The following is a 23,528-nucleotide window of genomic DNA, read 5'->3' as shown; positions in this document are numbered from 1 at the left end:
AGAAATTTAACAGTATGGATTTTCGAGCCAATGCCGCTGTGCGGCGGAAACTCCTGCACCTAACTCCACTTCGTATCCGCTCTTCAATAAAGCAAGCTCCATTGCAGCAAACATCTTCAGCATATCTGCCGCATCCGTATATCCCATATGGCCGAGACGCAAAATCTGATTCTTCACCTTTCCAAGACCGCCTCCCAATGCGATATGGAATTCTTCCCGCATCATCTTTCTGAATTCATCGGCATTATTTAATTTTACGGCTGTCAGGGTTGGACTGGCAGCCGAGTCATCCACCAGCAATTCAAGACCTAAAGCCCTTACCCCTGCCCTTGTCATATCCCGAAGTGCAGCATGCCTTTTATATTCAGCTTCTATTCCTCCGCTTCTTTCTATCATATTGCAGGCCTCAAGCAGCCCGCATACAAGTGATATATTTGGGGTATAAGGTGTTCCAGTTCCTGATTCCAGGCCTTTTTTATAAAGTTTAAGGTCAAAATAGAAGGATGGGCACTGATGATCATTTACAGTATTCCATGCTTTTTCACTCAAAGTAATCAATGCAAGTCCTGGAGGCAGCATTAAAGCTTTCTGTCCTCCAGTTGCCACTATATCAATGCCCCATTCGTCCATATATAGGGGTGTGCCGACTATCGAGCTGACAGCATCAACGAGGAATATGGCATCTGTTTCTTTTACAACTGCTGCAATCTCTTTTATGTTGTTGATTGCAGAGGTGGATGTTTCACAATGTGTCGCAAAAACAGCTCTTGCCTCAGGATTTTCCTTTAATGCTTTTCTCACATCCTCAGGATCGACAATATTTCCCCATTCCGCATCGACCCGGACGGTTTTGCAGCCAATGTGGTCTGTAATTCCCTGAAGGTACTCACCAAAATAGCCAACAACGCAAAGGATGATCGTATCATTGGGGCCAACCGTATTAATAATTGCTGTTTCAAGGGCGGAAGCTCCGCTTGAGGTAAGCGGAATCACCAGGTTTTCAGTCTGGAATATCGTTTTGGACTTTTCAGTCGTTTCCTGAAGTACATCCTGGAAGGCTGGATTCCGGTAATCCATCATGGGGTGATCGAAACTTCTTAGCATGGCACGCTGTATTTCTTTCGGAACCTGAACCGGCCCCGGCAATCTTAAATCCAATTTTTCTTCAAACATAGCTTCCTCCCCTTATCGTTTCTGATTTATATCTTGCTAATGAGTATTGTTGCAATTTCCGTGCCAAGGTTGAATGTCTTTCTTACAAAGGTTTGTTTGTTAGAGGAGTGTTTCAGCGTTTCATTTTGGAACGATGTGGAACAGTTTGGTGAAACAGCTGGTGGTGTTAGAAATTTTCGAATTGGGTTCTTATTTTGGGATGGTGGTACCGTTATGACGATGATTTTTTGAGGATTCCTGATTTTCGGATTATTGACAGCGGTTATAACAACGGGATTTTTATCTATATTCTATTTAGGTGTTGAATTACCTATTAACTACCATTTTTGCTTTACTACTCTCTTTTTCGGCGTAAATCCATTGGATTAACTAGCATTTTGTCCTTACTCCACTCAATTTCGTCGTTAATCCATGTGATTAACTACCATTTCCGCCTTACTCCACTCAATTTCGTCGTAAATCCACGCGATTAACTACCATTTTCGCTTTACTGCACTCAATTTCGTCGTTATTCCATCAGATTAACTACCATTTTCGCCTTACACCACTCAATTTCGTCGTTATTCCATGTGATTAACTACCATTTTCGCCTTACACCACTCAATTTCGTCGTAAATCCACGCGATTAACTACCATATCGCTTTACTCCACTCAATTTCGTCGTTATTCTATCAGATTAACTACCATTTTCGCCTTACTCCACTCAATTTCGTCATTATTCCATCAGATTAACTACCATATCGCTTTACTCCACTCAATTTCGTCTTTATTCCATGTGATTAACTACCATTTTCGCCTTACTCCACTCAATTTCGTCGTTAATCCATGTGATTTACTACCATTTTCGCTTTACTGCTCTCAATTTCGTCGTTATTCCATCGGATTAACTACCATTTTCGCCTTACTCCACTCAATTTCGTCGTTAATCCATCAGATTAACCACCATTTTTCTTTACTGCTCTTTTTTTAAGCCTTGGTTAGTGTTTTTGACTGCTATTGTTTCCTTCCTGTTCTGGATTTTGTAAGCAATTATGCTGAAGCTTTTCATTGTTTAAAATTAGCTTTCGCAATCATTTATAAAAATATATTAAACAACAAAAGGCAGCCCCATTCTTTCGAACAGGCTGCCTTTTTAACATTATTAATTGTGGGCTTTCTAAGAAATCTTCTTTAATTCATCTGTTAAGCGGATGAATTCTTCCTTGTTTCGGCTAGTCAATGCTTCATCAATTTTTTCGCGAAGCTTTTCTTTTCGGTATTCCTTAAGAGCTTGATTTAGGACTTGTTCTGCTAACACTGACACGTTTTCCTCAGACTGTTGCGGCGAGTTAAGTAGACGTTTTTCCATTTAAAATCAACCCCTTGACCTTTTTTCTATTGTAACAGAAGTTTTCAGATTATTCAAATCATTATTTACTGGAAATTTTGTCAGCAGCTGCTAAGCTTGTTAAATACAATGTACCCGGTTAGTGAACAGTTTAAACAAAATAAAAAAAAGCTAACTCGTGAGAAAAAATAATTTCCTCACAAGTCAGCCCTCTTACGCTTTGGCTGTTTCAAGTATGCTCATTACATTTTGTACTGACTTAACAGATTGATCAAGAGCTTTTTTCTCATCGGCAGTCAATGGAATTTCAATGACACTTTCTATTCCATTTCCGCCCAGGATTGTAGGCACTCCCAGATAGATGTTACTGTATCCATACTCACCTTCCAAATAGGCAATTGAAGGAAGGATTCGTTTTTTATCTTTCAGAATCGATTCTGCCATTTCAACCATTGAAGCTGCAGGAGCATAATAGGCACTTCCATGGCCAAGCAGATTTACAATTTCTCCTCCGCCTTTTCTGGTTCTTTCCACAATCGCTTTGATTCGGTCGGCAGGGAGTATTTTCTCCAGTGGAATGCCGCCAGCATACGAATATCTGACCAGCGGAACCATATCATCTCCATGACCGCCCAGGACAAAACCTGAAATATCTTCAATGGAAACTCCCAGCTCTTGAGCCACAAACGTATTAAATCGGGCTGTATCTAATACTCCCGATTGGCCGATTACCCTATTTTTCGGAAAACCAGTAGTTTTATAGCAGACAAAGGTCATTGCATCGACAGGATTGCTTAATACAATAATATAGCTTTCCGGGGCGTATGTTTTTATATTTTGAGAAACTTCGATCATAATCTTTTCATTTACAGCTACAAGATCGTCCCGGCTCATTCCTGGTTTTCTTGGCATTCCGGCAGTAATCAATACTAAATCGGCATCTTGAATGTCTTCATAGCTTGAAGTGCCGGTTATGCTGGCATTGAAGCGCTGAATCGGTCCAGCTTCAAGCATATCCAGGGCCTTGCCTTTTGTTGGGTTCGTCTGTGAAGGTATGTCAACTAAGATTATGTCTCCCAATTCTTTTTGGGCCAGCATCAATGCTGCTGTCGCACCCGTAAAGCCTGACCCGATTACGGCAATCTTTCTTCTCTTAAAAGTCATGGCTGTTCCTCCATTTCATCGTACTAGTGGAGTACTTTAATTATCTTCAACGCTATCCAGTTCCGCCGCAGATATCTGTTTCTTTTTGCTGGCTCCCTTTTTTACGGGGGGTGCTTCAGGAGCTGGCTCTTGTTTCATTTCCTTTGGTTTCCTGTCATCTAATAAAGCTTTTTTGATATCTTCATCAGGATGAGGTATAACATGCGCTGACACGAGTTCACCCACTCTGGCTGCTGCTTCCTTACCTGCATCCACAGCAGCCTGAACAGCACTTACGTCCCCCTGAACCAAAACCGTTACTAAAGCGGCGTCCACTTTTTCCTGCTTCACCAAAGTAACATCAGCAGCTTTCAGCATGGCATCTGCTGCTTCAATGGACCCAATAAGCCCTCTTGTTTCAATCATGCCTAGTGCTCTTGCCATCCTATTTCACCTCTTTCTTTTCAACGTCTACAGAATCGATAATTCCAATAATCAATGCATCAATTGGCAATCTTATATCTCCGGACATATTTGAAGCCGAACTTCCACGCGTAACGAGAACTTGATCACCGACTCCTGCCCCAATACGGTCAACCGCAACGAATGATTTTGCTGCTGAAAGACCATGAGGCTCGACAACCAAAAATTTCAGGCCCGTTAAATTATCTTCTTTTCTTGTGGCCCATACATTGCCGATTACCGTTCCCATTTCCATGTGTTTTCAGCCCCTTTTGTATCCATTACAATGATGCTTTTTCCCAATTCCCGTGCTGTATCGCGTGCTAAAGGTGTTATAATGGTCTGTTTATCTGCGAGGATTTCATTCATTTTGCATTCTTGAACATCTCTTTGTGTGATCAGCTTCTTTGAGAGAGGCTGATCTGCGCTGATAGGCTTTGGCGCTGCAAAATCTTCCAGGCTATTGATTTCAACCCCGAACTTTAACAGCTTTTCCTTATACTCCATTAAGCTTAAAGAATACTCCCCGTTTGTTTTTTTCTCTCCATTCAGGATTTTATAAAGTTTTGTTTTCGGAATTAAGGTAACAGGGACATAGTCAATAATACAGGCTGAGAGAAGCTCGCTTTCCGGTGTATCGCAAATGCCCAGTGCCCCTTTCACAAACAAGTCCTGGGAAGCATCAAGAAAAATAACCCTCATAACATTATGCAGCTCAGCTTCTTCGCTAAAGTCATAAGGAAGGACATTCCAGTTTTCCTCTAACACTTCTAATATATTTGGATCGACTTTCCCTAAATCTCCAACTGCGAGGATATTATGTTTAGATTTAGAATTTGGAGCAGATTTGGCACCAAATAAATTTTTTACCACTTCTTCAACTATTTGTTCAATTAAATGCCGGTCAATCATAATCTTTCCTCTTGCCTTACTAACCTGCCAGCTGTTTTACCGGTAATCAGTCCTGCATTGGCTTCATCAGTATCAATATGCATTTCAAGTCTATACCGGGGTGAGATTCTAATTAACACATTTCCAAAGGATATTGGACGTTCTCCCTCTGCCTCAACTTTAACGTATTCCCCATTTTTCACGCCGAAAGTTTCAGCATCTTCCGGAGCCATATGAATGTGTGCCTGCGCGATAATAAGACCTTCTTTTTTATAAATGCTGCCCTTGGGTCCTATCAGAGTTACAGGTGAAGATCCTTCTATTTTCCCGGATTCGCGGAGCGGGGGTTTCAACCCCAGTTTGATCGAATCAGTACGGCTGACCTCTACCTGGGTCATATTGCGGGCAGGACCAAGAATGCGCACCTTTTCAAGGCTTCCTCTTGGTCCTGCGATGGTTATAGTTTCGTTAGCAGCAAATTGGCCAGGCTGAGATAAATCAGCTTTTTCGGTAAGCTGATAGCCTGTTCCAAAAAGAATCTCCAAATCTCTTTGACTTAAATGACAGTGCCGGGCAGAGACAGCCATTGGAATTGAATGATCTTTTCCTGAGGAATCTTTTAGCCTTGAGACGATTTCCTCTACAATCGATTGAATGGCTTGCTCGTTCATGGATTTAAGCTCCTAACTTAGTAATCTTGTATTAAAGCTCAGCATCAATTTTTGGAAGAATGCTCTCCAATTCATTATGAGGACGAGGAATGACATGAACAGATTTCAATTCTCCAACACGCTGTGCTGCTGCAGCTCCCGCATCCGTTGCCGCTTTGACAGCACCTACATCACCGCGCACAAGCACCGTTACAATACCGCCCCCTACATGTACCTTTCCAACTAAATGAACATTCGCAGCCTTCACCATAGCATCTGCAGCTTCCACTGAAGCAACCAGCCCTTTAGTTTCGATCATGCCTAATGCAGTTAATTCTCTAGCCATTTTTATTTCCTCCTAATTAGTTAGTTTGATATTTTTTCATCACTTGATTGACCATGTCGGCAATCATCTTTGCATCCACTTCGCCATCTGGCGATACTTGCTTGAGAACTTGATTAACAATATGATCAACATCCGGGCTGCCGGCTAGTTCTTTTTCAGCTTTAGAAGATGATGATGCCGGTTTTGGGATGGTGATTTCTTTCGTACCATAAGCCATTCTTTTAATATTGATCAGGTGGCGTGCTGTTACATTATCAGAGGTAATGTTGCCGCCGAAAGAACCGCATCCCAGAGTCAGAGAAGGCATCAATCCGGTTGTCGCCCCAACAGCCCCAATAGACGAGAGCGTGTTGACCATCATTCTTGAAACTGGCATTTCAAGAGCAAAATCCTTAGCCACTGCATCGTCATTCGTATGAATTGAGAGGCTATGCCCTCTTCCGCCCAAATTGAGCAGCTGCAGGCAGATATCTTTTGCCTCCTGGCAGCTTTCCGCTGTATAAAGGGCAAAAACCGGAGATAGTTTTTCAATTGAAAATGGTATGTCTTTGCCTACTCCAGTTTCTTCAGCAATTAAAACTCTTGTTTCTTCAGGGACTTGGATACTGGCCATGGCTGCGATTTTAACAGCACTTTGACCGACGATATCCGGATTCAGCTTTCCCGGTGAAGGCGAAATGACTTTTTCCAACGCCGCTTTTTCATGGTTATTTAAGAGATAAGCCCCATTATTTCTCAGTTCTCTCATGGTCATTTCTTTGATATTGCGATCGACGACAATCGATTGTTCAGTAGCGCAAATCGTTCCATTATCAAAAGATTTACTGTCAATGATCATTCTCACCGACTGGTCCACCTTAGCGGTTTTTTCAATATAACAAGGCACATTTCCAGGCCCTACTCCATAGGCAGGCTTACCTGAGCTATATGCAGCCCTGACCAGTCCGCCGCCTCCTGTTGCTAAAATGAGATTGATGTCGCGATGCTTCATTAATTCATTTGTTGCACTCATTGAAGGCTTTGAGATCCATCCAATCAACCCTTCGGGTGCACCTGCCTGTATGGCTGCTACATTCACAATTTTTAAAGCTTCAACTGTACATTTCACTGCCCTTGGATGTGGGCTCACGACAATGGCATTTCTTGTTTTTAGAGCAATCAGTGCTTTAAAAATGGCTGTTGAAGTAGGGTTAGTCGTTGGAATGATGCCTGCAATGACACCGTAAGGATAAGCTATTTCCGATACTTTATTTACCCGGTCCTCATGTATGATGCCTACTGTCTTTTCATCTTTGATAGACTCATAGACAGCCTTGGAACCGACTTCGTTTTTAATTTTTTTGTGCTCGACAATGCCCATCCCTGTTTCCTCTACCGCCATCCGGGCAAGGTAAAGTGACTTGGCATAAGCAGCATCAGCGGCTTTTTTGACGATTTTGTCAACCTGCTCCTGCGTAAAGGCCATATACTTAAACTGCGCTTCCTTGGCCCGCTTTACCGCATCCCGCATTTCCTGCATGGATTGAAGATCATGATCAAATTGCAAGATTCCACGCTCCTTTCAGGATATTTTGAAAGAATTAGTATTTTATAGGGTTCTGAGAAATTTCCATAATGGCATCCCGGAAAGCATCAGCTGCTGCCTGGCATGCTGATTGAGAGCCGGTCAGCAGTCCCCCGCCAAAGTTGGTTTCCGAAGGCGGCCCGAAAAATTTAACCATTTCAACATCCGCTGCCTTTAGAGCAGCGTCAAGTCCATAAACGGCTTCCAAAGGAGGGGCTATTAAATACGCTATAGGCTCTCCGATTTTGATGCCTGCTTCCTTTGACAGATAGGACCCTGTTCTGGAAACAACATGTGCATAAATGGCATGCGCTTTTTCCTCATCAAGCGCTTCAAAATAAGCATCGGATTCAGCTGTCTGGAGGACAGCCTCCATACCGCTTTTGACTTCATCAGGAGACGGCCCTGCCAAAATTCCAATCATTTCACCTGATAATGGCCCAGAAGCATGAGCAGCACCCGCATAAAAGGACCTGGCATAAACCACTTCGACATCAGCTCTTTTAGTAGCTTCATCGAGTGCGGTATAGCCTACGTCATCGACTGTTGAGGTGAAAATCGCCAGGCTTCGGTGATGGGGCTTAAGCTGAAACTGCTTTGCAAGCTCTTGGTCCACGTTAGGTATCACCCGAACAGCCAATATATCAGCGTGAATGCGTTCTAATCCCATTTTTTCTGCCTCCTACCCTTGCTTTTTCACGAGCGATACACCACTTGCTTCATACTTTAAAACTTTTTGGATGACCGTTCCGAGATAGGCGCCAGCCTCTGCGGGAGGAATTCCGCCTTTATGTATATTGGAAATTACCATCCGGTCAGCTTCGATCGTTCCTTTTCGGGGTTCATAGCAAAGGTAGGCACTCAGTGATTCTGCACTGACCAGACCTGGACGCTCGCCAATCAATAAAACAACTACTTTGGGCTTCAGGAGCTCGCCTACTTCATCCATAACAGCCACTCGGCCTTTTTCGATATAAAAGGGGGTCCCCATATCGAGGCCTAAACTTTTTAATGATTGCTGAAGGGATAGATATACATCCTCTGCATTTTCTTCAATCGCACTTGAGCTAAGCCCGTCAGACAGAATGATTTGAACAGCCGGTCCCTTTTGGCATTTAGCAAGAATGATTTTTTTGGCTTCTTCTGATAGCTTTCTGCCATAATCGGGTCTTCGGATGTACACTTCTTTTTCATTTACCATCGTATTGACTTTAAAGAGTCCAAGACTGTTTATAAGCTCATCATTTACATCTCCATAGACAGCATCGACTGCTGCTGCATGGTCAAAGCGGAATTTCAGCCATGTGTCTGTCTTCGGTCTTGTACCTGCTCTTCCTACCCCGATTCTTGCAGGTGTTTTGCTCTTGAGTGCCTCCAGCTCTACTGGATCTGTCGGATGATCAATGCCTGCCTTTTTTGAATAATTTTCGTTCTTATCATGACTCGCTTTAACTGTTGAGGTCATTTTAAGAGCATTTGTATTCTGATAGCTTTTAATTTTTATTAGACTGTCTGTATCCTCTTTTCCAGCCTTGATCACCTCCACTGCCATCTTGGATGGTTGTGTGCTGGGGTTTGATGTATGTTGCCAAAATTTTACTCCTGCGCTGCTTTCTTGCCCTTTCACATCAGAGGTTTGCTGCGATTGAAGTTTTTCCACTACAAGGCGTGTTACTTTTTCAATCAGTTCAGGATTCATTCATTTCAACTCCTATCGTGAAAAAATGGTTGGATCGCCTGCGATTTTGCTCAGCTTTCCATTTTCGAAGATTCCCATTTTCTCAAGCCAATCCCTGAATATTGGAGATGGCTGCTTATTCATCGTCTGCCTAAGCGTGGCAACGTCATGATAGCTCATGGATTGATAATTGAGCATGCAATCATCCCCCATTGGGGCAGCAATAATAAAATTCACTCCAGCTGCTGTCAGCAGAACGCCAAGGTCTTCGATATCGTTTTGATCGGCCTTAATATGATTCGTGTAGCAGATATCAACACCCATAGGGATGCCATGCATTTTTCCCATAAAATGATCTTCTAGCCCGGCCCTGATGACTTGCTTATTGTTGTACAAATACTCCGGCCCAATGAAACCTACCACTGTATTTACGATGTAAGGGTCATAATGCCGGGCAAAGCCGTAATTTCTCGATTCCAGTGTCATTTGATCCATTCCAAAATGCGCTTCAGCGGAAAGCTCTGAACCTTGGCCCGTTTCAAAATATAAACGCTGTGGCCCGGTGCCGGTGCCGAGAGTTCTTGCCATGTCATTTGCTTCCTCAAGAAGTGAGGCAGTAATTCCGAATGATCGGTTGGCAGCCTCTGTTCCGGCTATGCTTTGGAAGATCATATCTGCAGGTGCTCCCTGTTCTATAGCCTTCATTTGAGCTGTTACATGTGCAAGCACACAGTTTTGTGTTGGTATTCCCCAGTCCTTGATAAAAGCATGTGTGGCATGGAGCAATCTTTTTACACTCTCAACCGAATCATCCACTGGATTAATTCCAATCACTGCATCCCCTATGCCGTAGGATAAACCTTCTTTGAGGGATGCGATCATGCCATCCACATTATCGGTTGGATGATTAGGCTGCAGACGGGAAGCCAATGTTCCTTTATATCCAATCGTTATATTGCATTTGGATAGTATTTCGATTTTGTTTGCCGCGTGAACAAGATCAAGATTAGACATGATTTTTGCAGCGGCGGCGATCATCTCACTGTTCAATCCCCTGCCGATTCTTTTTAAATCTTCTCCTGTAGTGTCATCGTCCAGGATATATTCACGAAGTTCAGCAACTGACCAATTTTTTATGCTCTGATAGACGGGTTCATTCATCCCGCTTTCTATAATTCTCGAAACCTCATCCTCTTCAGGCGAAAGCATAGGATTTTCTCGGATATCAGATAGGGTTAAATGACTTAGAACCAATTTGGCGGCGATTCTTTCCTGGACGGTTTCCGCTGCGATTCCCGCGAGGCGGTCCCCTGATTTTTCTTCATTTGCTTTTGCAAATAGATCTTTTAGATTTTCGAATTGATACACATTTCCTAAATGACTCGTTTGCAGCTTCATAAATAATCCCCCCTTTCTTACCGATGGAATGTCAATGTTTTAATGACAACAGGTACTACATTGGTTTGAAGCAGGTGGCCGATATCTATGTAATCTCCATGCTCTACCTTAATCTGGTCGATGCATACGATACTTTGCCTTGTTTCCTGAACTTTAATCGTCTGGCCAAGGACTTTAGCATGGTCGCTTTCTAATACGACAACAAGCGGCTGTTCCGGAATCGGCTTTGCTTCTAAGGATTTCAGCAAGACTGAAGATAACTCCTGAATATCACGAAAGCCCAAATATGGCAGAGCCGTTAAATACAGGGCGAAATTTTGTCCCTCCTTCTGAGGGTCATAAATTTCCACCGCCTTTTTTACTGCTTCTTGAATCTTATGGAGACCTTTTTCCAAATTGTAATCAAACCGGATCTGATAGACGGGCAAATTGCGAATTGGCAGTTCATTGCCTTCAGCATGGATGGTCGCACCGCTGATTTCTGTCGTTTGTGTACCTGCCCCGAGAACTGTTGCCCTGACCGTTTCATCCGGTTCCACCCATTTAAAGGAGGCCAGCTCACGGCAATTTTGCAATGACTGTGCCAGCTGTTTTCCAATATCGTCGTACTGGGCAGGAGAGGAATCAGCATTCTCAAAGTGGTACAAGCATTCACCGATCCCGCCTGAAAACATGATGTAATCTATCTCCTCTGTCCAATTTGGATCATGTCCCAGAAGCAAAGGCAAATCATCCTTTAGAAGATCCTTCCTTAGCATTCGGGCAATTGCTTCTGCCATGTAGTCTGTCAGTTTTCCGATGATAGGGTGACTTCTGCTGTCCCCTCTTTTTAAATCAGCTCCCCATTGCCGAAGGATTTGTTGAACAGGAGGAGAAATACTATTTATTTTGCCGTCTGTAAATTCAATCAGCCGGCCGCCGATATGCAGGGTGCATGTTCCGCACAGCCTTCCTGAACGATAAACTGCAGCATTGGCAGTGCCTCCGCCAATATCAATATTAGCCACAGTTTTTCCAGTCCTTTTGGATAATTCATAAGCTCCTGAACCTTTTGCAGCAATGATTCCTTCTAAATCAGGACCGGCAGTGGCGACAAGGAAATCTCCTGCATGGTCAGATAGGTAATGGACCATTTCTTCGGCATTCTGTTTTGTTGCCGTTTCTCCTGTAATAATGACAGCCCCTGTTTTAATATCAGCCGGCCGGATTCCCGCAGTAGTATACTCATCTCTGACAAGCCTCTCTACAGCTTCAATATCTATTGATGAAGCGGTTAGAAGAGGAGTCCGGTAAATCGGGCTCCGGTAAAGCACTTCCTTTTCGATAATTTCGATTCGCGGCATATGGGTTCCGCCAGCCATATTCATGAGAGAAAATCTGCTGATGACGAGTTTGGTCGTACTCGTTCCGATGTCGATTCCTGCGCTGATTATATTCTCTTTTTGTGCATCGTAACGCTTCAACATGATCCCCGCCTTACTGTAGCAATTTAACAATTATGCAGGAAATAAAAAAAGGCACCGCATATGAGCAACCATTAATTGGTTGTTCATACAAGGCGCCTTTGCCTGATCTATTTTTTTGTATATTTAAAATATATTCTATTATCTTCGTTTTGTAAAGGGTTTCATCTGAAAATTACGACATCATCCGGCAATGAATCTGCATAATCCTGCATTTCCTGAAGAGAATGGCATTTCACGAGGCACCGTATTTCATCTATTCCTTTTCCGGAAATAGAGGAGGTAATGACAATAGGCCCTTTGGGAACTGCATTTCTAAGCTGGCTGATTGCTGAGTTTACATCCGCTTGATCAGAATCGCATTTTGTCACGACTCCAATTGGCAGCTTATTAAACCCATTGCTAAAACCTGGCGGAAAAATGGTTTTCCGCTTTGTAGAATCCTGCAAATATAGTACATGGGTCACTTCGAGTGCCGTAGCCATGATATTTTTATAGAAAAATGGATTCTCTGTATATTCGCCCGGCGTATCCACAATCCAGTCATAATAGTTCAGGGCCTGTGTTTTAACCGCTACCGCTTTGCGGCCAAGAAGAGCATTTGTTAAAGTCGACTTTCCAGCCCCGATGGAACCGATCAGCATCGCTCTGTTCATTTTGGACATTCTATATACAGCTCCTTATGATTTAGTTATTTCCGAAGGAGTGTACCTCAGTGTTTCAGATAAAAAGCGGTTGATTTCCTCCATGGCCATTTGCACAGCTGATACGGTTCCTACAATTACAAGGCTGCCTGTGAATCGGTCCAGGAACCCGATCTGCACGTCTGCCGCTTTGGTCGCCAGATCTCCTGCAATAATAACCGTTTCACTTGGTGTCAGTGTTAAAATACCTAACGCTCCTGCCTGCTGGATCCCCAGTTTTTCAAACATATCCGGATCGGGATTTGCGATTAAGTGGCTGAGTGTTACTTGTTTTCCCGGCACAAATTCTTGAATAAATCGTTTTTTTTCTTCATTCATTGCTTAGGCCCTCCCAGGTGACTCCTGCTTATATTGCTTTTTTAACCTTTTCTTCTTTCGTTAAATATTCATCTTTTCCGATAATGCCAGATTCACGGTCTTTTTTCTCCAATTCCAAAGCCTTAGGTACAGACAGCCAGTATGCTAAACCAATTCCGATGATTCCAGCAGAAATTTTACCGGCTATAATCGGAAGGATTAATGTTGGCTGGAAATTTGCTGTAAAGGATAAATGGTCACCAAGTAAAAAGGCGGCACAGACTGCAAAGGAAATATTAATGACTTTATCTTTAGGTGGCATTGTTCTGACCAATTTAAACATCGCAAGGATGTTCGCGATTGTGGCAACTATCCCTGCACTGCCTTCCTTGCTTAATCCCACTTTACTGCCAAGTGCCTCCAGCGGGCCGCCGGCATACTTTTGAAGAAGATAAACCATCGGAAATGCACCGGCAAGCATGATTCCAATATAGCCGGCAGTCTCAAGCGCCCGGAACTGATCCTCCGAATCCGCCATTATTGGGTGGAAGCCCCATCCTCCAAATACTGTTGTGAATAATCCAGTAAAAATTTCCACGATGGAAAATACCAAAACCAGCTTAATTCCCGCATCTAAAATACGTCCAAACCACATGAACCCGTTGATCATTAAATCCGGCAGGAAATATAACCCCAGTGCAATCAGGACAACAAAGATTAAAAGCGGACTTAAATTCAATAAGATTTGTCCCAAACCAAGCGCGAACTGATATTTCGCCTCGCCGGAGGTGGAAATGAAATCCCTGAAACTTGAGCTGGAAACCGCAATAATCACACTTGAAATGAAAGCACCGATTGGAATGGTCAGAACGCCTGACATCACCCCGAGAGCCATATATTTATGGTCTCTCTTATCAAGCATAGCCAGGCCCATCGGTATGGAGAAAACAATGGTTGCCCCCGCCATAAAACCGACAATCATCGCCATGATCCAGCCTTCCTGTGTTTGCTTTAACACTTCAGCTAACTGGTAGCCGCCCATATCGGTTGCCAATATGGCAGTTGCAGCTATTGCAGGATCTGCCCCGATCGCAGCAAAAAATGGACCGCAGACCTTATCGATAAACCACGATAAATATGGAATGGAAGCCATTATCCCGGCAGCCGGTACAAAAATGTGGCCAACAGCATGAAGCCCCTCCATAAATTGCTTGCCTAACCCCTCATCACTGTTGCGGATGGCTGCAAAAGCTCCAGCCACAGCACAGGCCATGATAATGTAAATAACGATTTTACCTACCATTTCCATCATAAATCCCTCCCTAAAAAGTTTTATATGTTAACGGAATCCTGCAGCTTCTTTACAAGAACATAGGATAAACAGCAGTTTGATAGTAAAAAAATAGGTAAAAAGACAAAAAGGTGCCGCACGTCAGCTTTTGCAGACGCATGGCACCTTTGCCTGTTCTATCCACTTGTAAAAGATATTAAGCGTTATATTTTACTATGATACGCTTTGCCACATTTTCCAGTGTAACCTGTTTGTTCATGCTGATCTTTCGCATTTTCTTAAAAGCATCTTCTTCATGCATGTTAAACTTTTGCATTAAAATGCCTTTTGCTTTTTCAACTATTTTTCTTTCATTTAATTTTTGATTCATGGATTCCACCTGTTCCCGGAATGCATTTGCATTCTCAGCCTGCCTGAGCGCAATTTCAACAGCTGGAATCAGACTGGCTTCATTAACAGGCTTAACAAGGTAGCCGAGTATATTTGCCTGTTTGGCTTTATCAATATATTCCCGCTGACTGTATGCTGTTAGGATCAGGATGGGTGTATTGATTTTATTGGAAATGATTTCACTTGCTTTTAGTCCATTCAGATTAGGCATCTTGATATCCATCAGGATTAAATCAGGCTTTAATGAAAGAGCAAGCTCGACCGCTCTTTCACCATCGCCTGCCTCAGCAACTACTTCATATCCAGCGTCCTGTAGCATCAAGCTTAAGTCCATGCGGACAATCGATTCATCCTCCACAACCATTATTCTTTTTTTCACAGCTATTCCGCCTTCCTTTCAAAGGGAAATTGCACAGCTGCAATAGTCCCTGTTTCAGCCCGTTCGATTAAAAAATGACCGGATAAGTCGTGCTCGATCATCATTTTCACAATATCTAAGCCTAGAGAAGGTTTTGCTTCCGGGGAATACCCTTCACCGTTATCGATGACTTCAACCTTAATTTCATCATTCGAATACTCGAAACAGACCTCGACTATTCCTTCATGCATATGTTTAAATGCGTGCTTTACACAATTCTGTATAAGTTCATTGATGACCAGAGACAGGGATACAGCTTTTTCAGAGTCGATTAAAAGCTTTGGTCCCCTATACTGAATATGTATCTTTTTCTGCTCGTGTTTTGCTTCATGGACCAGCATATTGCCAACTTTCTCTATTAGGCTGTATATATCTACTTCATCTACACTTGAGCTCGAGAGAATAATTTCATACACCGAAGCAATACTCGAGATGCGGTTCAGACTTTCCACGAAATGCACCTTGCTTTCTTCCGGCACACCCCTTCTCATCTGGAGCCTCAAAAGGCTGGCAACAGTCTGCAGGTTATTTTTAACACGGTGATGGATTTCCCGTATGGCCACAGATTTAACAGCAATCTCCCGTTCCTTTTCCCTGAGCTCTGTCAGGTCTTTAAGTATGATGAAGGTTCCATCCGACTTACCGGCAAGATCAAGACTTATTTTCTTAACACGGAATACCTTATTCATCATTTTCATTTCTTTTACAAGGAGCTCTTCCGGCTCGTTAAGAATTTCTTGAATACAGGGAAAACAATCAATCAGCGGGACGCCGGGCCTGCAATTTTCCTTGCCAATTTCGTGTATGAGATTAGTTGCTGAAGGATTGTTATAAACAACCTTATTTTCATGGTCAATAAAGAATAGTGATTCCTCAATTACCTCTGGGATGATCGGCCGGTCTTCTGCCATTCCAATGAGTATACCGCTCAAGGTTTCAGTCGCTTCTGATAACGCTTCCAATTTGAGCTGCCGCTGCAGCTTCTCACTGATGTCCTTCTCCATAATCAGTGCCCCGATGACACGGTCCTCTGAGCCTTTAATCGGCACCACGCTTTGTTCCACCGTCTTGCCCTCCTGTGTCAAGGCGCGATTGAGAAACATATTTTTCCCTGTCCTCAGGGTATATAAAACGGCGGGTTCAAAAGCTTCATAGGCGAACTTTCCTGCGACAGGCTTCTGATAAACGGATTTAGCAGTATTTGGGGCGGCTTCAGCTACTACTATCGCATGTTTACCTTCTTTAGTAGGACAATCAACAAAAACGTTTGCCTGGTTCAGATCGGCGATTAATGAGAGATTGGCAGAGACCTCTTTAATTCTTTCGACATCCATTTTTGAAAGACTTGTATGAAGAGTGCATAGCTCTTCGACTGAGAAGTTTGGCATAGACGGAGATCTCCCAATAAGTATTTAAAAATGTCAGAATATATAAAAATATTAAAGGGAATGCCGAAGAATGTCAACATCGTTTTCAATTGTTTAATAGGAAATTTGGTACAGTTATGGAATTATCCTGGATAATGGAAAAGGCAGCTGGAAAAAATGTAATCCTGCTGCCTTCCTATACTACTTAAGCTGTGCTAATTTTACACCGCTCGCTTTATGCTTTAATATAACCTCTATTAAATCAGCCAGATGGGCACCCGCCTCAACAGGGGGGACCCCTCCCTCATGAATATTGCTGATAACAGTGCGATCTGCTTCGACAGTATCCTCATTGGGCTGGTATATCAGGTAGGCACTAATGCTTTTAGCAGTTGCCAATCCTGGCCTTTCTCCTATGAGTGAAATAATGCAATCACAATTGACAATAGAAGCTAAATCATCCTGAATCCAAACTCTGCTCCGCTTTATAAAAACAGGATCTCCAATGGTAATCTTTTTCGATGTTAACCCCTGGACAAGCGCTGGCAGCAGATCTCTTATATTTGCCTCAACACCTGTTGAACTCAGTCCATCGGATACAATGATTTGCACCTGTTTATTTTTCGAAAGATTTTCTGCAGCCCATTTTCTGGATGTTTCATTGAGTTGCCTCCCGCTGTCCAGGTCCATTAAGTATTGGTCCATCGTTTCAGATTTTGAAAAGAGCACAGGCAGCTTTAACTCCGTTAGCAAATCCTCAGAAACGTCTTTAAACACTGCGTCCTGGGCTGCTGCGTGATCTATCCTGAATTCCAGGTAATTCTTTGTTTTCATTCGTGTTCCAGTATGTCCAATCCCAATCCTGGCAGGCGTAATGGATTGCACCCTCTCGATCTCTTCCCGATTGGCTGGCTGTTCTACACCTACTTGGCTACTCTTTTCATAATTTATATTGCGGCCCTTTGATTCCTTTGTTTCTGCAGGTTCTTTTACAATAGGACTGTTTTTTATTTGCCCTCCTTTTTGGAGTTCTTCCATTACCTGCTTCACGATTGTCTGAATATCCATTACTGATTCCCCCTTCCTACTTAAAAATTGATAAATCTCCCGCTCGTTCGGTTAGTTTGCCATTTTCCATAATTCCCATTTTCTCAAGCCATATCTCAAATTCGCGAAGAGGGCGGAGCCCAAGCATTTCTCTTAAGCTTGCATCATCATGATAGCTGGTATCCTGATAGCTTAGCATAACGTCGTCTCCGCCAGGCACGCCCATATAAAAATTCGCACCGGCAAGAGCAGTCAGCATACCAGCGATTTCCTGATCATTTTGATCTGCCTGCATATGGTTTGTATATGTAGGGGCTATCCCCATTGGAAGTCCATGCATTTTCCCCATAAAAAGGTCCTCGAGATCTGCACGAATCACTTGTTTGCCGTCATAAATCGTCTCAGGCCCGATAAAACCGGATACATTATTAACCATGAACGGTTTCCAATGCCGGGCGTATCCATAGGTACGGGCTTCGAGTGTCTGCATATCTATGCCAAGATGGGCATCAAGCGATACCTCCGATCCCTGGCCAGTTTCGAAGTATAGCTGATTCGGACCAGTTGATGTCCCTTGTGTGGCCATCAGCTGAAAGGCTTCATCAAGAATTTCCTTTGAAACTCCAAAATCATCATTTGCCGCCTGTGTACCAGCAAGGCTTTGGAACATAAGAGCTATAGGGGCACCTTTTTTGAGGGCATGCATTTGGGTTGTAATATGGGCAAGAACACAGTTCTGCGTCGGGATATCCCACTTTTGAATAAAATCATGAGTCATATGTAAAATTCTCGAGACTGATTCGATAGAGTCATTGTTGGGGTTCACACCTATGACAGCATCACCCGAACCATAGGACAGACCTTCTTTCATTGATGCAAGAATACCCTCGGGATTATCAATGGGATGATTAGGCTGGCAGCGGAATGCCAGGCGTCCAGACTCGCCAATTGTTGTGTTGCAATGCGCAGTTGGCCTGATTTTCTGCGATGCCATTACAAGGTCAATGCTCGACATCAGCTTTGCTGCAGCAGAAATCATTTCGCTCGTCAGACCCCTGCTGATTCTGAACAAATCCGACGTACTGGTATGGTGGGATAAAATATAATTCCTTAATTCTCCAACAGACCAGTTTGCGATATCCTTATAAATAAAAAGATTAAGATCATCATATATGATGCGGGTTACTTCATCCTTTTCATATGCAATAACCGGATTTTCATATATTTCCTTTAGTGTTATTTCACTTAACACCACTTTGGCTGCCATTCGTTCAAGAGAAGATCTGGCAGCAATGCCTGCCATTTTATCCCCTGATTTCTCCTCACCGGCTTTTGCCAAAACATCTGAAATTGAACGGAATTGATAGGTTTCATTCTTTAGTGTACAAGTAAACATAAATTGCCTCCCTTCGATTATAGGGAGTGGTATGCACCAACTCAGCTTATTACAGTAAGCGGTTACATTCACTCCATACAAAAAGGCGCCTTAACAGAATAAGCCATAAAACAGCTTACCTATTAAGGCGCCCTCACCTGGTATTTTCACTTATCCATCATTATATCAAGTAATTAACTGAAAAGATAGACTTTTTAGAATGTAGATAAATGTCTTATGAAAACATACCCTCGACCACTCTTTCCTGCCTCCCTTTCGTCGTTTCTGCCTGGGATAAGGAATTGAGAATTGCTTCCTCCGCGGATTCGGCAGCACCTTGGAAAAGCTTGTTCATAAGCGGATGGTCGTCTCTGATCAAATGGGCAAATTCAACGTGTTCAGTGCTCTGGTGAGAAATGGTTCTGGCAGTTGAAAAAGCAATGACAATATCCCCGCTGCCGTTGCTGTAATGACTTCCTGTCCGGCCGAGGCCAATACCGCATCTCTTGGCAAGCCTTTTCAGCTGCCTGTCACTGACTGGTGCGTCCGTGGCAAGGATGATCATAATCGAGCCATCGGGCGTTTCCTTGGTTTCCTGCGGAATTTCTGACAGGCCGTATTTCCTGAATGGAAATTCATCTTTATTGCCAAAATTGGTGACCACCAGGCACCCGATTATGTAGTCTTTTGAGCTTTGTTCTTCGCTTATGACCCGCGATGACGCCCCTACTCCGCCTTTATATCCGAAACATACCATGCCTTTTCCTGCTCCGACCGCACCTTCCTCCGTTCTTTCCGAATTGGCATTTTCAATGGCTGCTATTGCATGTTCCGGTTTCACAGGAAGTGCACGAATGGAATTTAGATACCCATCATTGCATTCACCAACGACAATATTGACCGTTCCAGTTGTGTCTCCAATTTCAGGAGTGGTTCGTAACATGTGTTCCAGGGTTCCATGTGTAACCGCCGGAACTCCAAATGTGTTTGTCAGCATAATGGGAGATTCAATCATGCCCAATTCTTCAACCTGAACCAGACCAGTCGTTTTTCCAAAGCCATTGATGACATAGCTCGCTGCCGGGACCTTTTCACGGAATAAATTTCTGCCATGAGGCAAAACTGCGGTTACACCAGTACAGACATATTGGTCATTATCATTGAGAGGATAGTCCAGAGTGATTTGGCCTACCATGACCCCTTCTACATCTGTAATGCAATTCTTTTTGCCAGGCTGCAGTTTTCCAATCGTTACTCCTCTTTCTCTAATCTTCATTTGACTCCTCCTTAAAGTGGCATTCATTAGAATTTCCATTTGTTTTCATTTATAATAGAAAAATATTTAGATTTCCTAATCATTTCACATCGTTTTTGGGAGGATTTATATGGCTCAAACTATAGCAAAAAAACAGAATGCAGGCTCTGAGAAGATTTGGTCTAGAGATTTTGTGCTCATATTGATGTCCAACTTTTTTATTTTTCTCGGATTTCAAATGACATTGCCCACGATCCCTCTTTTTGTTGAAAAATTGGGAGGGAATGACCAGCTGATCGGGATTGTAGTCGGCATCTTTACATTCTCTGCTCTGCTATTGCGTCCTTATGCAGGACATATGCTGGAGACAAAGGGAAGGCGTTTTGTCTATTTAACGGGTCTTGCGATTTTTGTTCTTTCGGTTGGTTCATTTGGATTTGTTAATAGTTTAATCTTCTTATTTGTCTTAAGGATTGTCCAGGGATTTGGATGGGGTTTTTCAACTACAGCCTCCGGAACGATTGCCACCGATTTGATACCTGCTAAGCGGCGCGGGGAAGGGATGGGCTACTTCGGTCTTTCCGGGAACATAGCCCTGGCTTTCGGCCCCACCTTGGGACTGGCGCTTGCCGGAGTTATATCTTTCAAACTCTTATTTTTAATTTGTGCCCTGCTGGGTTTAGCCGCACTGGTATTGTCATCTAGAATCAACTACAAGCAGGCTGAAAAACAAAGTGTTCCCCTTAAGCGATGGGATATCTATGAAAAAAGTGCCTTAAGGCCATCATTTCTTTTATTTTTCATTACCGTTACCTTCGGCGGCATCGCTTCGTTTCTTCCAATATACTCTGCCCAAAAAGGCATAGGCGGAATACACTGGTATTTCCTGCTGTTTGCGATTGCCTTAATGATTTCCCGGACGTTTGCCGGCAGATTATATGATCAACGGGGGCATCAGGCTGTGTTTTTACCTGGTGCGGTGCTGATTTTAGCAGCCATGTTCCTGCTGGCATGGCTGCCTAACAGCATGATCATGTATATAGCGGCCATTTTTTATGGTCTAGGGTTCGGATCAGTCCAGCCTGCCCTTCAGGCCTGGTCTGTAAAAGAAGCGCCTGCCAATCGGCGCGGGATGGCTAATGCAACATTCTTCTCCTTTTTTGATCTTGGAGTTGGGATAGGTGCAATGGTCTTTGGCCAAATCGCCCATTTGTTCGGCTACAGCAGCATTTATATGACAGCAGCCGGTTCGGTAGGGATCTCCATACTATTATATATCTGGATACTGATTACAAAACGAGGTTAATGAGAAAGACGATTTTCCTAAGAGATGCGGAAAATCGTCTTTTTATTATGCTGAGTTTTCCAGCAGGTGCACCGGGTTTGGACTCTCACACCAGGTTTTTCGATTTCTCTGTCCGAAGTTGTACCGGGTTCGGACTCTCACTCCGGGTTTTTCGATTTCTCTGTCCGAAGTTGGCCCGGGTTCGGACTCCCACACCGGGTTTTTCGACTTCTCTGTCCGAAGTTGGCCCAGGTTTGGACTCCCACAACAGGTTTTTCGATTTCTCTGTCCGAAGTTAGTCCAGGTTCGGACTCTCACACTAGCTGCACGAACAAAAAAACCTGCTATAATGCTTTCACCATCCCGCCATCGACCAAAATGGAGCTTCCCGTCACATAGCTGCTTGCGTCGGAAGCCAGGAAAGTTACGACGTTCGCAAACTCTGCCGGGGTTCCATATCTGCGCAGCGGGATATTGCTTTTGGCTCTTTCTGTAACTTCTTCTTTGGAGATGTTTTGCCGGTCCGCGTTATGCTGATCCAGATAATCAACCCTGTCTGTCGCAATCCTTCCCGGAGCTACTGTATTGATTAAGATATTATAAGCTGCCAATTCCTCAGAGAGTGTTTTGGTCATTCCGACAATGCCCAAACGGAATGTATTCGAAAGCAGAAGGCCTGGTATCGGCTGTTTAATGCTTGAAGAAGCAATATTAATAATCCTGCCGCCATTTTTCTTTAATTCGGGAAGCGCCTCCCGGATCAGCCTTACATGGCTTAATAGATTTAATTGAAACGCTTTTTCCCAATCTTCATCTGTCAGGGATTCAAACGTTCCACCGGGAGGTCCCCCGGCATTATTGATCAAAATATCGATTCCGCCAAGTGTTTCAGCTGTATATTTGACTAACTGTTTGATATCTTCCGGATTGGTAACATCTGCACGGTGATACTCAACATCAACATTATATTGGTCACGGAATTCCTTTTGAACAGCTTGCAGTTTTGCTTCATCCCTGCTTGTAATCATCACATTGGCGCCTTCCTGTGCAAGCTGTGCCGCAATTGCTTTACCTAGTCCCTGGCTTGAAGCCACTACTAGCGCTTTTTTATTTTTCAGGTTTAAATCCATCACCATTTCCTCCTATTGTTTCACGCAAAGTGCCATCCATTCATCCACTTTAAAGGATCGCACCCTGCCATCATGAAATTCGATTTGAAAGTAATCTGCAGCAGTTCGATCAGCCTGCAAAATATAATCTTCGACTGACTTAATCTGTTCGTCACTTTCGGCTGTCCGCCTTACCCAGGACGGGAATTCAAATATTTTCTTTCTGCTCTTCGAGTTCGTTTCATGCAGCCCTGAAGCAGCAAATAGCTTTCTCCACTCTCCTGTCGACAAACACCGGCAATGACTGTCATCCCGCAATTTCTCAACAGTGTTCATAAAGCCAGCCAGCTCTTTTTCTTCAGGTGATACGTTATCGATCAACAGGAAATGACCGCCTGGTTTTAATACCCTCCCGGCTTCCGAAATGAACTTTTCCGGATTGGGAAAATGATGGGGGGCTATCCGGCAGGTTACGGCATCAAAGTACTTATCCAGAAATGGCAAATCTTCAGCATCCGCGAGGACATACCAGATATTTTTAAAGCTTTCCAGATGGCGTGCAGTATTGGCCAGCATTTCTTTTGTCAAATCAGCAGCGAAGACCTGGGAAACAAAAGGTGCCAGACTTTTGGCCACATGCCCTCCTCCTGTGGCGATATCCAGCACCACCCAATCTTTCTGCGGATTCAGAGTTTGAACGAGCTGATTAAGCTCAGCCGCATCTCCATGAATTTTGCTTGTCACATATTTTTCTGCATTTTTACCGAAAGTATTTTGTACCTTTTTCTTTACCTCGTCCTTTTCCATATAAATCACCCTCATCAAAAATAGGATCAGCTCTACTATTTATGTTCTATATAAATCCCTATATTCCTGTCAGTTTAATAGAAAAAGA

The 23,528-nt window shown here is 43.4% G+C and carries 24 protein-coding genes; 1 reads left to right on the top strand and 23 read right to left on the bottom strand.

The annotated features are described in order from the left end of the window. Positions 1–6: 6 nt before the first annotated feature. From MKY20_RS16885 to MKY20_RS16785, 21 genes are all read right to left on the bottom strand, one after another. Positions 7–1,173 (bottom strand): pyridoxal-phosphate-dependent aminotransferase family protein, encoded by a 1,167-nt coding sequence (locus MKY20_RS16885; RefSeq protein WP_251267207.1) that lies wholly within the window; start codon positions 1,171–1,173, stop codon positions 7–9. Positions 1,174–2,329: 1,156 nt separating this feature from the next. Next, a complete protein-coding gene (locus tag MKY20_RS16880) occupies positions 2,330–2,521 on the bottom strand; it encodes an IDEAL domain-containing protein (RefSeq protein WP_009334392.1) in 192 nt (63 codons plus the stop codon). 192 nt (positions 2,522–2,713) lie between these two features. Continuing rightward, on the bottom strand, positions 2,714–3,664 hold the full coding sequence (gene mdh / locus MKY20_RS16875; protein WP_258753433.1) for a malate dehydrogenase: 951 nt from the start codon (positions 3,662–3,664) through the stop codon (positions 2,714–2,716). Between the two features lie 36 nt (positions 3,665–3,700). Next, positions 3,701–4,087 carry a BMC domain-containing protein gene (locus tag MKY20_RS16870; RefSeq protein ID WP_009334390.1) on the bottom strand — a complete coding sequence of 129 codons (387 nt, stop codon included), beginning with the start codon at positions 4,085–4,087 and terminating at the stop codon, positions 3,701–3,703. 1 nt (position 4,088) lies between these two features. Next, complete coding sequence (locus tag MKY20_RS16865; RefSeq protein ID WP_019383115.1) at positions 4,089–4,361, bottom strand: EutN/CcmL family microcompartment protein; 273 nt, start codon at positions 4,359–4,361, stop codon at positions 4,089–4,091. Next, a complete protein-coding gene (locus MKY20_RS16860) occupies positions 4,343–5,017 on the bottom strand; it encodes a hypothetical protein (protein WP_071156071.1) in 675 nt (224 codons plus the stop codon). Before MKY20_RS16860 ends, MKY20_RS16865 begins: the two co-directional genes overlap by 19 nt. Continuing rightward, entirely contained in the window at positions 5,014–5,667 is a 654-nt protein-coding gene (locus MKY20_RS16855) for a phosphate propanoyltransferase (protein WP_071156073.1), read from the bottom strand. Before MKY20_RS16855 ends, MKY20_RS16860 begins: the two co-directional genes overlap by 4 nt. 31 nt (positions 5,668–5,698) lie before the next feature. After that, positions 5,699–5,992, bottom strand: a complete 294-nt coding sequence (locus MKY20_RS16850) for a BMC domain-containing protein (protein WP_009334386.1) — start codon at positions 5,990–5,992, stop codon at positions 5,699–5,701. A 16-nt stretch (positions 5,993–6,008) separates the two neighbouring features. Continuing rightward, entirely contained in the window at positions 6,009–7,538 is a 1,530-nt protein-coding gene (locus MKY20_RS16845; protein ID WP_083390445.1) for an acetaldehyde dehydrogenase (acetylating), read from the bottom strand. A 34-nt stretch (positions 7,539–7,572) separates the two neighbouring features. Further along, positions 7,573–8,226 (bottom strand): ethanolamine utilization microcompartment protein EutL, encoded by a 654-nt coding sequence (gene eutL, locus MKY20_RS16840; RefSeq protein WP_009334384.1) that lies wholly within the window; start codon positions 8,224–8,226, stop codon positions 7,573–7,575. A gap of 12 nt (positions 8,227–8,238) precedes the next feature. Beyond that, complete coding sequence (gene eutC / locus MKY20_RS16835; RefSeq protein WP_251264523.1) at positions 8,239–9,255, bottom strand: ethanolamine ammonia-lyase subunit EutC; 1,017 nt, start codon at positions 9,253–9,255, stop codon at positions 8,239–8,241. Between the two features lie 12 nt (positions 9,256–9,267). Continuing rightward, positions 9,268–10,632: an ethanolamine ammonia-lyase subunit EutB gene (locus MKY20_RS16830; protein WP_009334382.1), complete on the bottom strand. Its 1,365-nt coding sequence runs from the start codon at positions 10,630–10,632 to the stop codon at positions 9,268–9,270. A 17-nt stretch (positions 10,633–10,649) separates the two neighbouring features. After that, positions 10,650–12,098, bottom strand: a complete 1,449-nt coding sequence (locus tag MKY20_RS16825) for an ethanolamine ammonia-lyase reactivating factor EutA (RefSeq protein ID WP_009334381.1) — start codon at positions 12,096–12,098, stop codon at positions 10,650–10,652. A 161-nt stretch (positions 12,099–12,259) separates the two neighbouring features. Next, positions 12,260–12,760: a EutP/PduV family microcompartment system protein gene (locus tag MKY20_RS16820; RefSeq protein ID WP_009334380.1), complete on the bottom strand. Its 501-nt coding sequence runs from the start codon at positions 12,758–12,760 to the stop codon at positions 12,260–12,262. A gap of 15 nt (positions 12,761–12,775) precedes the next feature. Next, positions 12,776–13,117 carry an ethanolamine utilization microcompartment protein EutS gene (gene eutS, locus MKY20_RS16815; RefSeq protein WP_009334379.1) on the bottom strand — a complete coding sequence of 114 codons (342 nt, stop codon included), beginning with the start codon at positions 13,115–13,117 and terminating at the stop codon, positions 12,776–12,778. Positions 13,118–13,145: 28 nt separating this feature from the next. After that, positions 13,146–14,405 (bottom strand): ethanolamine utilization protein EutH, encoded by a 1,260-nt coding sequence (gene eutH, locus MKY20_RS16810; RefSeq protein WP_019383123.1) that lies wholly within the window; start codon positions 14,403–14,405, stop codon positions 13,146–13,148. Positions 14,406–14,583: 178 nt separating this feature from the next. Next, complete coding sequence (locus MKY20_RS16805; protein WP_009334377.1) at positions 14,584–15,156, bottom strand: ANTAR domain-containing response regulator; 573 nt, start codon at positions 15,154–15,156, stop codon at positions 14,584–14,586. Between the two features lie 2 nt (positions 15,157–15,158). Beyond that, positions 15,159–16,583: a sensor histidine kinase gene (locus MKY20_RS16800; protein ID WP_019383124.1), complete on the bottom strand. Its 1,425-nt coding sequence runs from the start codon at positions 16,581–16,583 to the stop codon at positions 15,159–15,161. A 180-nt stretch (positions 16,584–16,763) separates the two neighbouring features. Further along, entirely contained in the window at positions 16,764–17,630 is an 867-nt protein-coding gene (gene eutC / locus MKY20_RS16795; protein WP_258753432.1) for an ethanolamine ammonia-lyase subunit EutC, read from the bottom strand. A gap of 16 nt (positions 17,631–17,646) precedes the next feature. Continuing rightward, positions 17,647–19,005, bottom strand: a complete 1,359-nt coding sequence (locus MKY20_RS16790; RefSeq protein WP_009334374.1) for an ethanolamine ammonia-lyase subunit EutB — start codon at positions 19,003–19,005, stop codon at positions 17,647–17,649. Positions 19,006–19,219: 214 nt separating this feature from the next. Further along, on the bottom strand, positions 19,220–20,260 hold the full coding sequence (locus MKY20_RS16785) for a DmpA family aminopeptidase (protein WP_009334373.1): 1,041 nt from the start codon (positions 20,258–20,260) through the stop codon (positions 19,220–19,222). 109 nt (positions 20,261–20,369) lie between these two features. On the opposite strand from MKY20_RS16785, the gene MKY20_RS16780 reads away from it, so the two are divergent. Further along, positions 20,370–21,545: an MFS transporter gene (locus MKY20_RS16780; protein ID WP_009334372.1), complete on the top strand. Its 1,176-nt coding sequence runs from the start codon at positions 20,370–20,372 to the stop codon at positions 21,543–21,545. A 323-nt stretch (positions 21,546–21,868) separates the two neighbouring features. Here the strand turns inward: MKY20_RS16780 and MKY20_RS16775 are convergent, their stop codons facing one another. Next, positions 21,869–22,654, bottom strand: coding sequence for an SDR family oxidoreductase (locus MKY20_RS16775; RefSeq protein ID WP_071156091.1), 786 nt, complete (start codon positions 22,652–22,654; stop codon positions 21,869–21,871). 12 nt (positions 22,655–22,666) lie between these two features. Further along, a complete protein-coding gene (locus MKY20_RS16770; RefSeq protein WP_341002041.1) occupies positions 22,667–23,440 on the bottom strand; it encodes a class I SAM-dependent methyltransferase in 774 nt (257 codons plus the stop codon). Positions 23,441–23,528: the final 88 nt, after the last annotated feature.

Source organism: Cytobacillus sp. FSL W8-0315 (assembly GCF_038002905.1).
Taxonomy (GTDB): Bacteria; Bacillota; Bacilli; order Bacillales; family Cytobacillaceae; genus Cytobacillus; species Cytobacillus pseudoceanisediminis.
The sequence above is the reverse complement of the archived record's forward strand: the minus strand, read 5'-3'. Positions and strand labels throughout refer to the sequence as shown.

Excerpts from the sequence above, each read along its gene's own strand:
- MKY20_RS16820 (WP_009334380.1), bottom strand. The coding sequence starts at position 12,760 with ATGTCCAAAATGAACAGAGCGATGCTGATCGGTTCCATCGGGGCTGGA.
- eutS (WP_009334379.1), bottom strand. The coding sequence starts at position 13,117 with ATGAATGAAGAAAAAAAACGATTTATTCAAGAATTTGTGCCGGGAAAA.
- MKY20_RS16785 (WP_009334373.1), bottom strand. The coding sequence starts at position 20,260 with ATGAAGATTAGAGAAAGAGGAGTAACGATTGGAAAACTGCAGCCTGGC.
- MKY20_RS16850 (WP_009334386.1), bottom strand. The coding sequence starts at position 5,992 with ATGGCTAGAGAATTAACTGCATTAGGCATGATCGAAACTAAAGGGCTG.
- MKY20_RS16830 (WP_009334382.1), bottom strand. The coding sequence starts at position 10,632 with ATGAAGCTGCAAACGAGTCATTTAGGAAATGTGTATCAATTCGAAAAT.
- mdh (WP_258753433.1), bottom strand. The coding sequence starts at position 3,664 with ATGACTTTTAAGAGAAGAAAGATTGCCGTAATCGGGTCAGGCTTTACG.
- eutL (WP_009334384.1), bottom strand. The coding sequence starts at position 8,226 with ATGGGATTAGAACGCATTCACGCTGATATATTGGCTGTTCGGGTGATA.
- eutC (WP_258753432.1), bottom strand. The coding sequence starts at position 17,630 with ATGGATATTCAGACAATCGTGAAGCAGGTAATGGAAGAACTCCAAAAA.
- MKY20_RS16860 (WP_071156071.1), bottom strand. The coding sequence starts at position 5,017 with ATGATTGACCGGCATTTAATTGAACAAATAGTTGAAGAAGTGGTAAAA.
- MKY20_RS16790 (WP_009334374.1), bottom strand. The coding sequence starts at position 19,005 with ATGTTTACTTGTACACTAAAGAATGAAACCTATCAATTCCGTTCAATT.
- MKY20_RS16865 (WP_019383115.1), bottom strand. The coding sequence starts at position 4,361 with ATGGAAATGGGAACGGTAATCGGCAATGTATGGGCCACAAGAAAAGAA.
- MKY20_RS16870 (WP_009334390.1), bottom strand. The coding sequence starts at position 4,087 with ATGGCAAGAGCACTAGGCATGATTGAAACAAGAGGGCTTATTGGGTCC.
- MKY20_RS16770 (WP_341002041.1), bottom strand. The coding sequence starts at position 23,440 with ATGGAAAAGGACGAGGTAAAGAAAAAGGTACAAAATACTTTCGGTAAA.
- MKY20_RS16855 (WP_071156073.1), bottom strand. The coding sequence starts at position 5,667 with ATGAACGAGCAAGCCATTCAATCGATTGTAGAGGAAATCGTCTCAAGG.
- MKY20_RS16825 (WP_009334381.1), bottom strand. The coding sequence starts at position 12,098 with ATGTTGAAGCGTTACGATGCACAAAAAGAGAATATAATCAGCGCAGGA.
- MKY20_RS16885 (WP_251267207.1), bottom strand. The coding sequence starts at position 1,173 with ATGTTTGAAGAAAAATTGGATTTAAGATTGCCGGGGCCGGTTCAGGTT.
- MKY20_RS16880 (WP_009334392.1), bottom strand. The coding sequence starts at position 2,521 with ATGGAAAAACGTCTACTTAACTCGCCGCAACAGTCTGAGGAAAACGTG.
- MKY20_RS16780 (WP_009334372.1), top strand. The coding sequence starts at position 20,370 with ATGGCTCAAACTATAGCAAAAAAACAGAATGCAGGCTCTGAGAAGATT.
- MKY20_RS16800 (WP_019383124.1), bottom strand. The coding sequence starts at position 16,583 with ATGCCAAACTTCTCAGTCGAAGAGCTATGCACTCTTCATACAAGTCTT.
- eutH (WP_019383123.1), bottom strand. The coding sequence starts at position 14,405 with ATGGAAATGGTAGGTAAAATCGTTATTTACATTATCATGGCCTGTGCT.
- eutC (WP_251264523.1), bottom strand. The coding sequence starts at position 9,255 with ATGAATCCTGAACTGATTGAAAAAGTAACACGCCTTGTAGTGGAAAAA.
- MKY20_RS16775 (WP_071156091.1), bottom strand. The coding sequence starts at position 22,654 with ATGGATTTAAACCTGAAAAATAAAAAAGCGCTAGTAGTGGCTTCAAGC.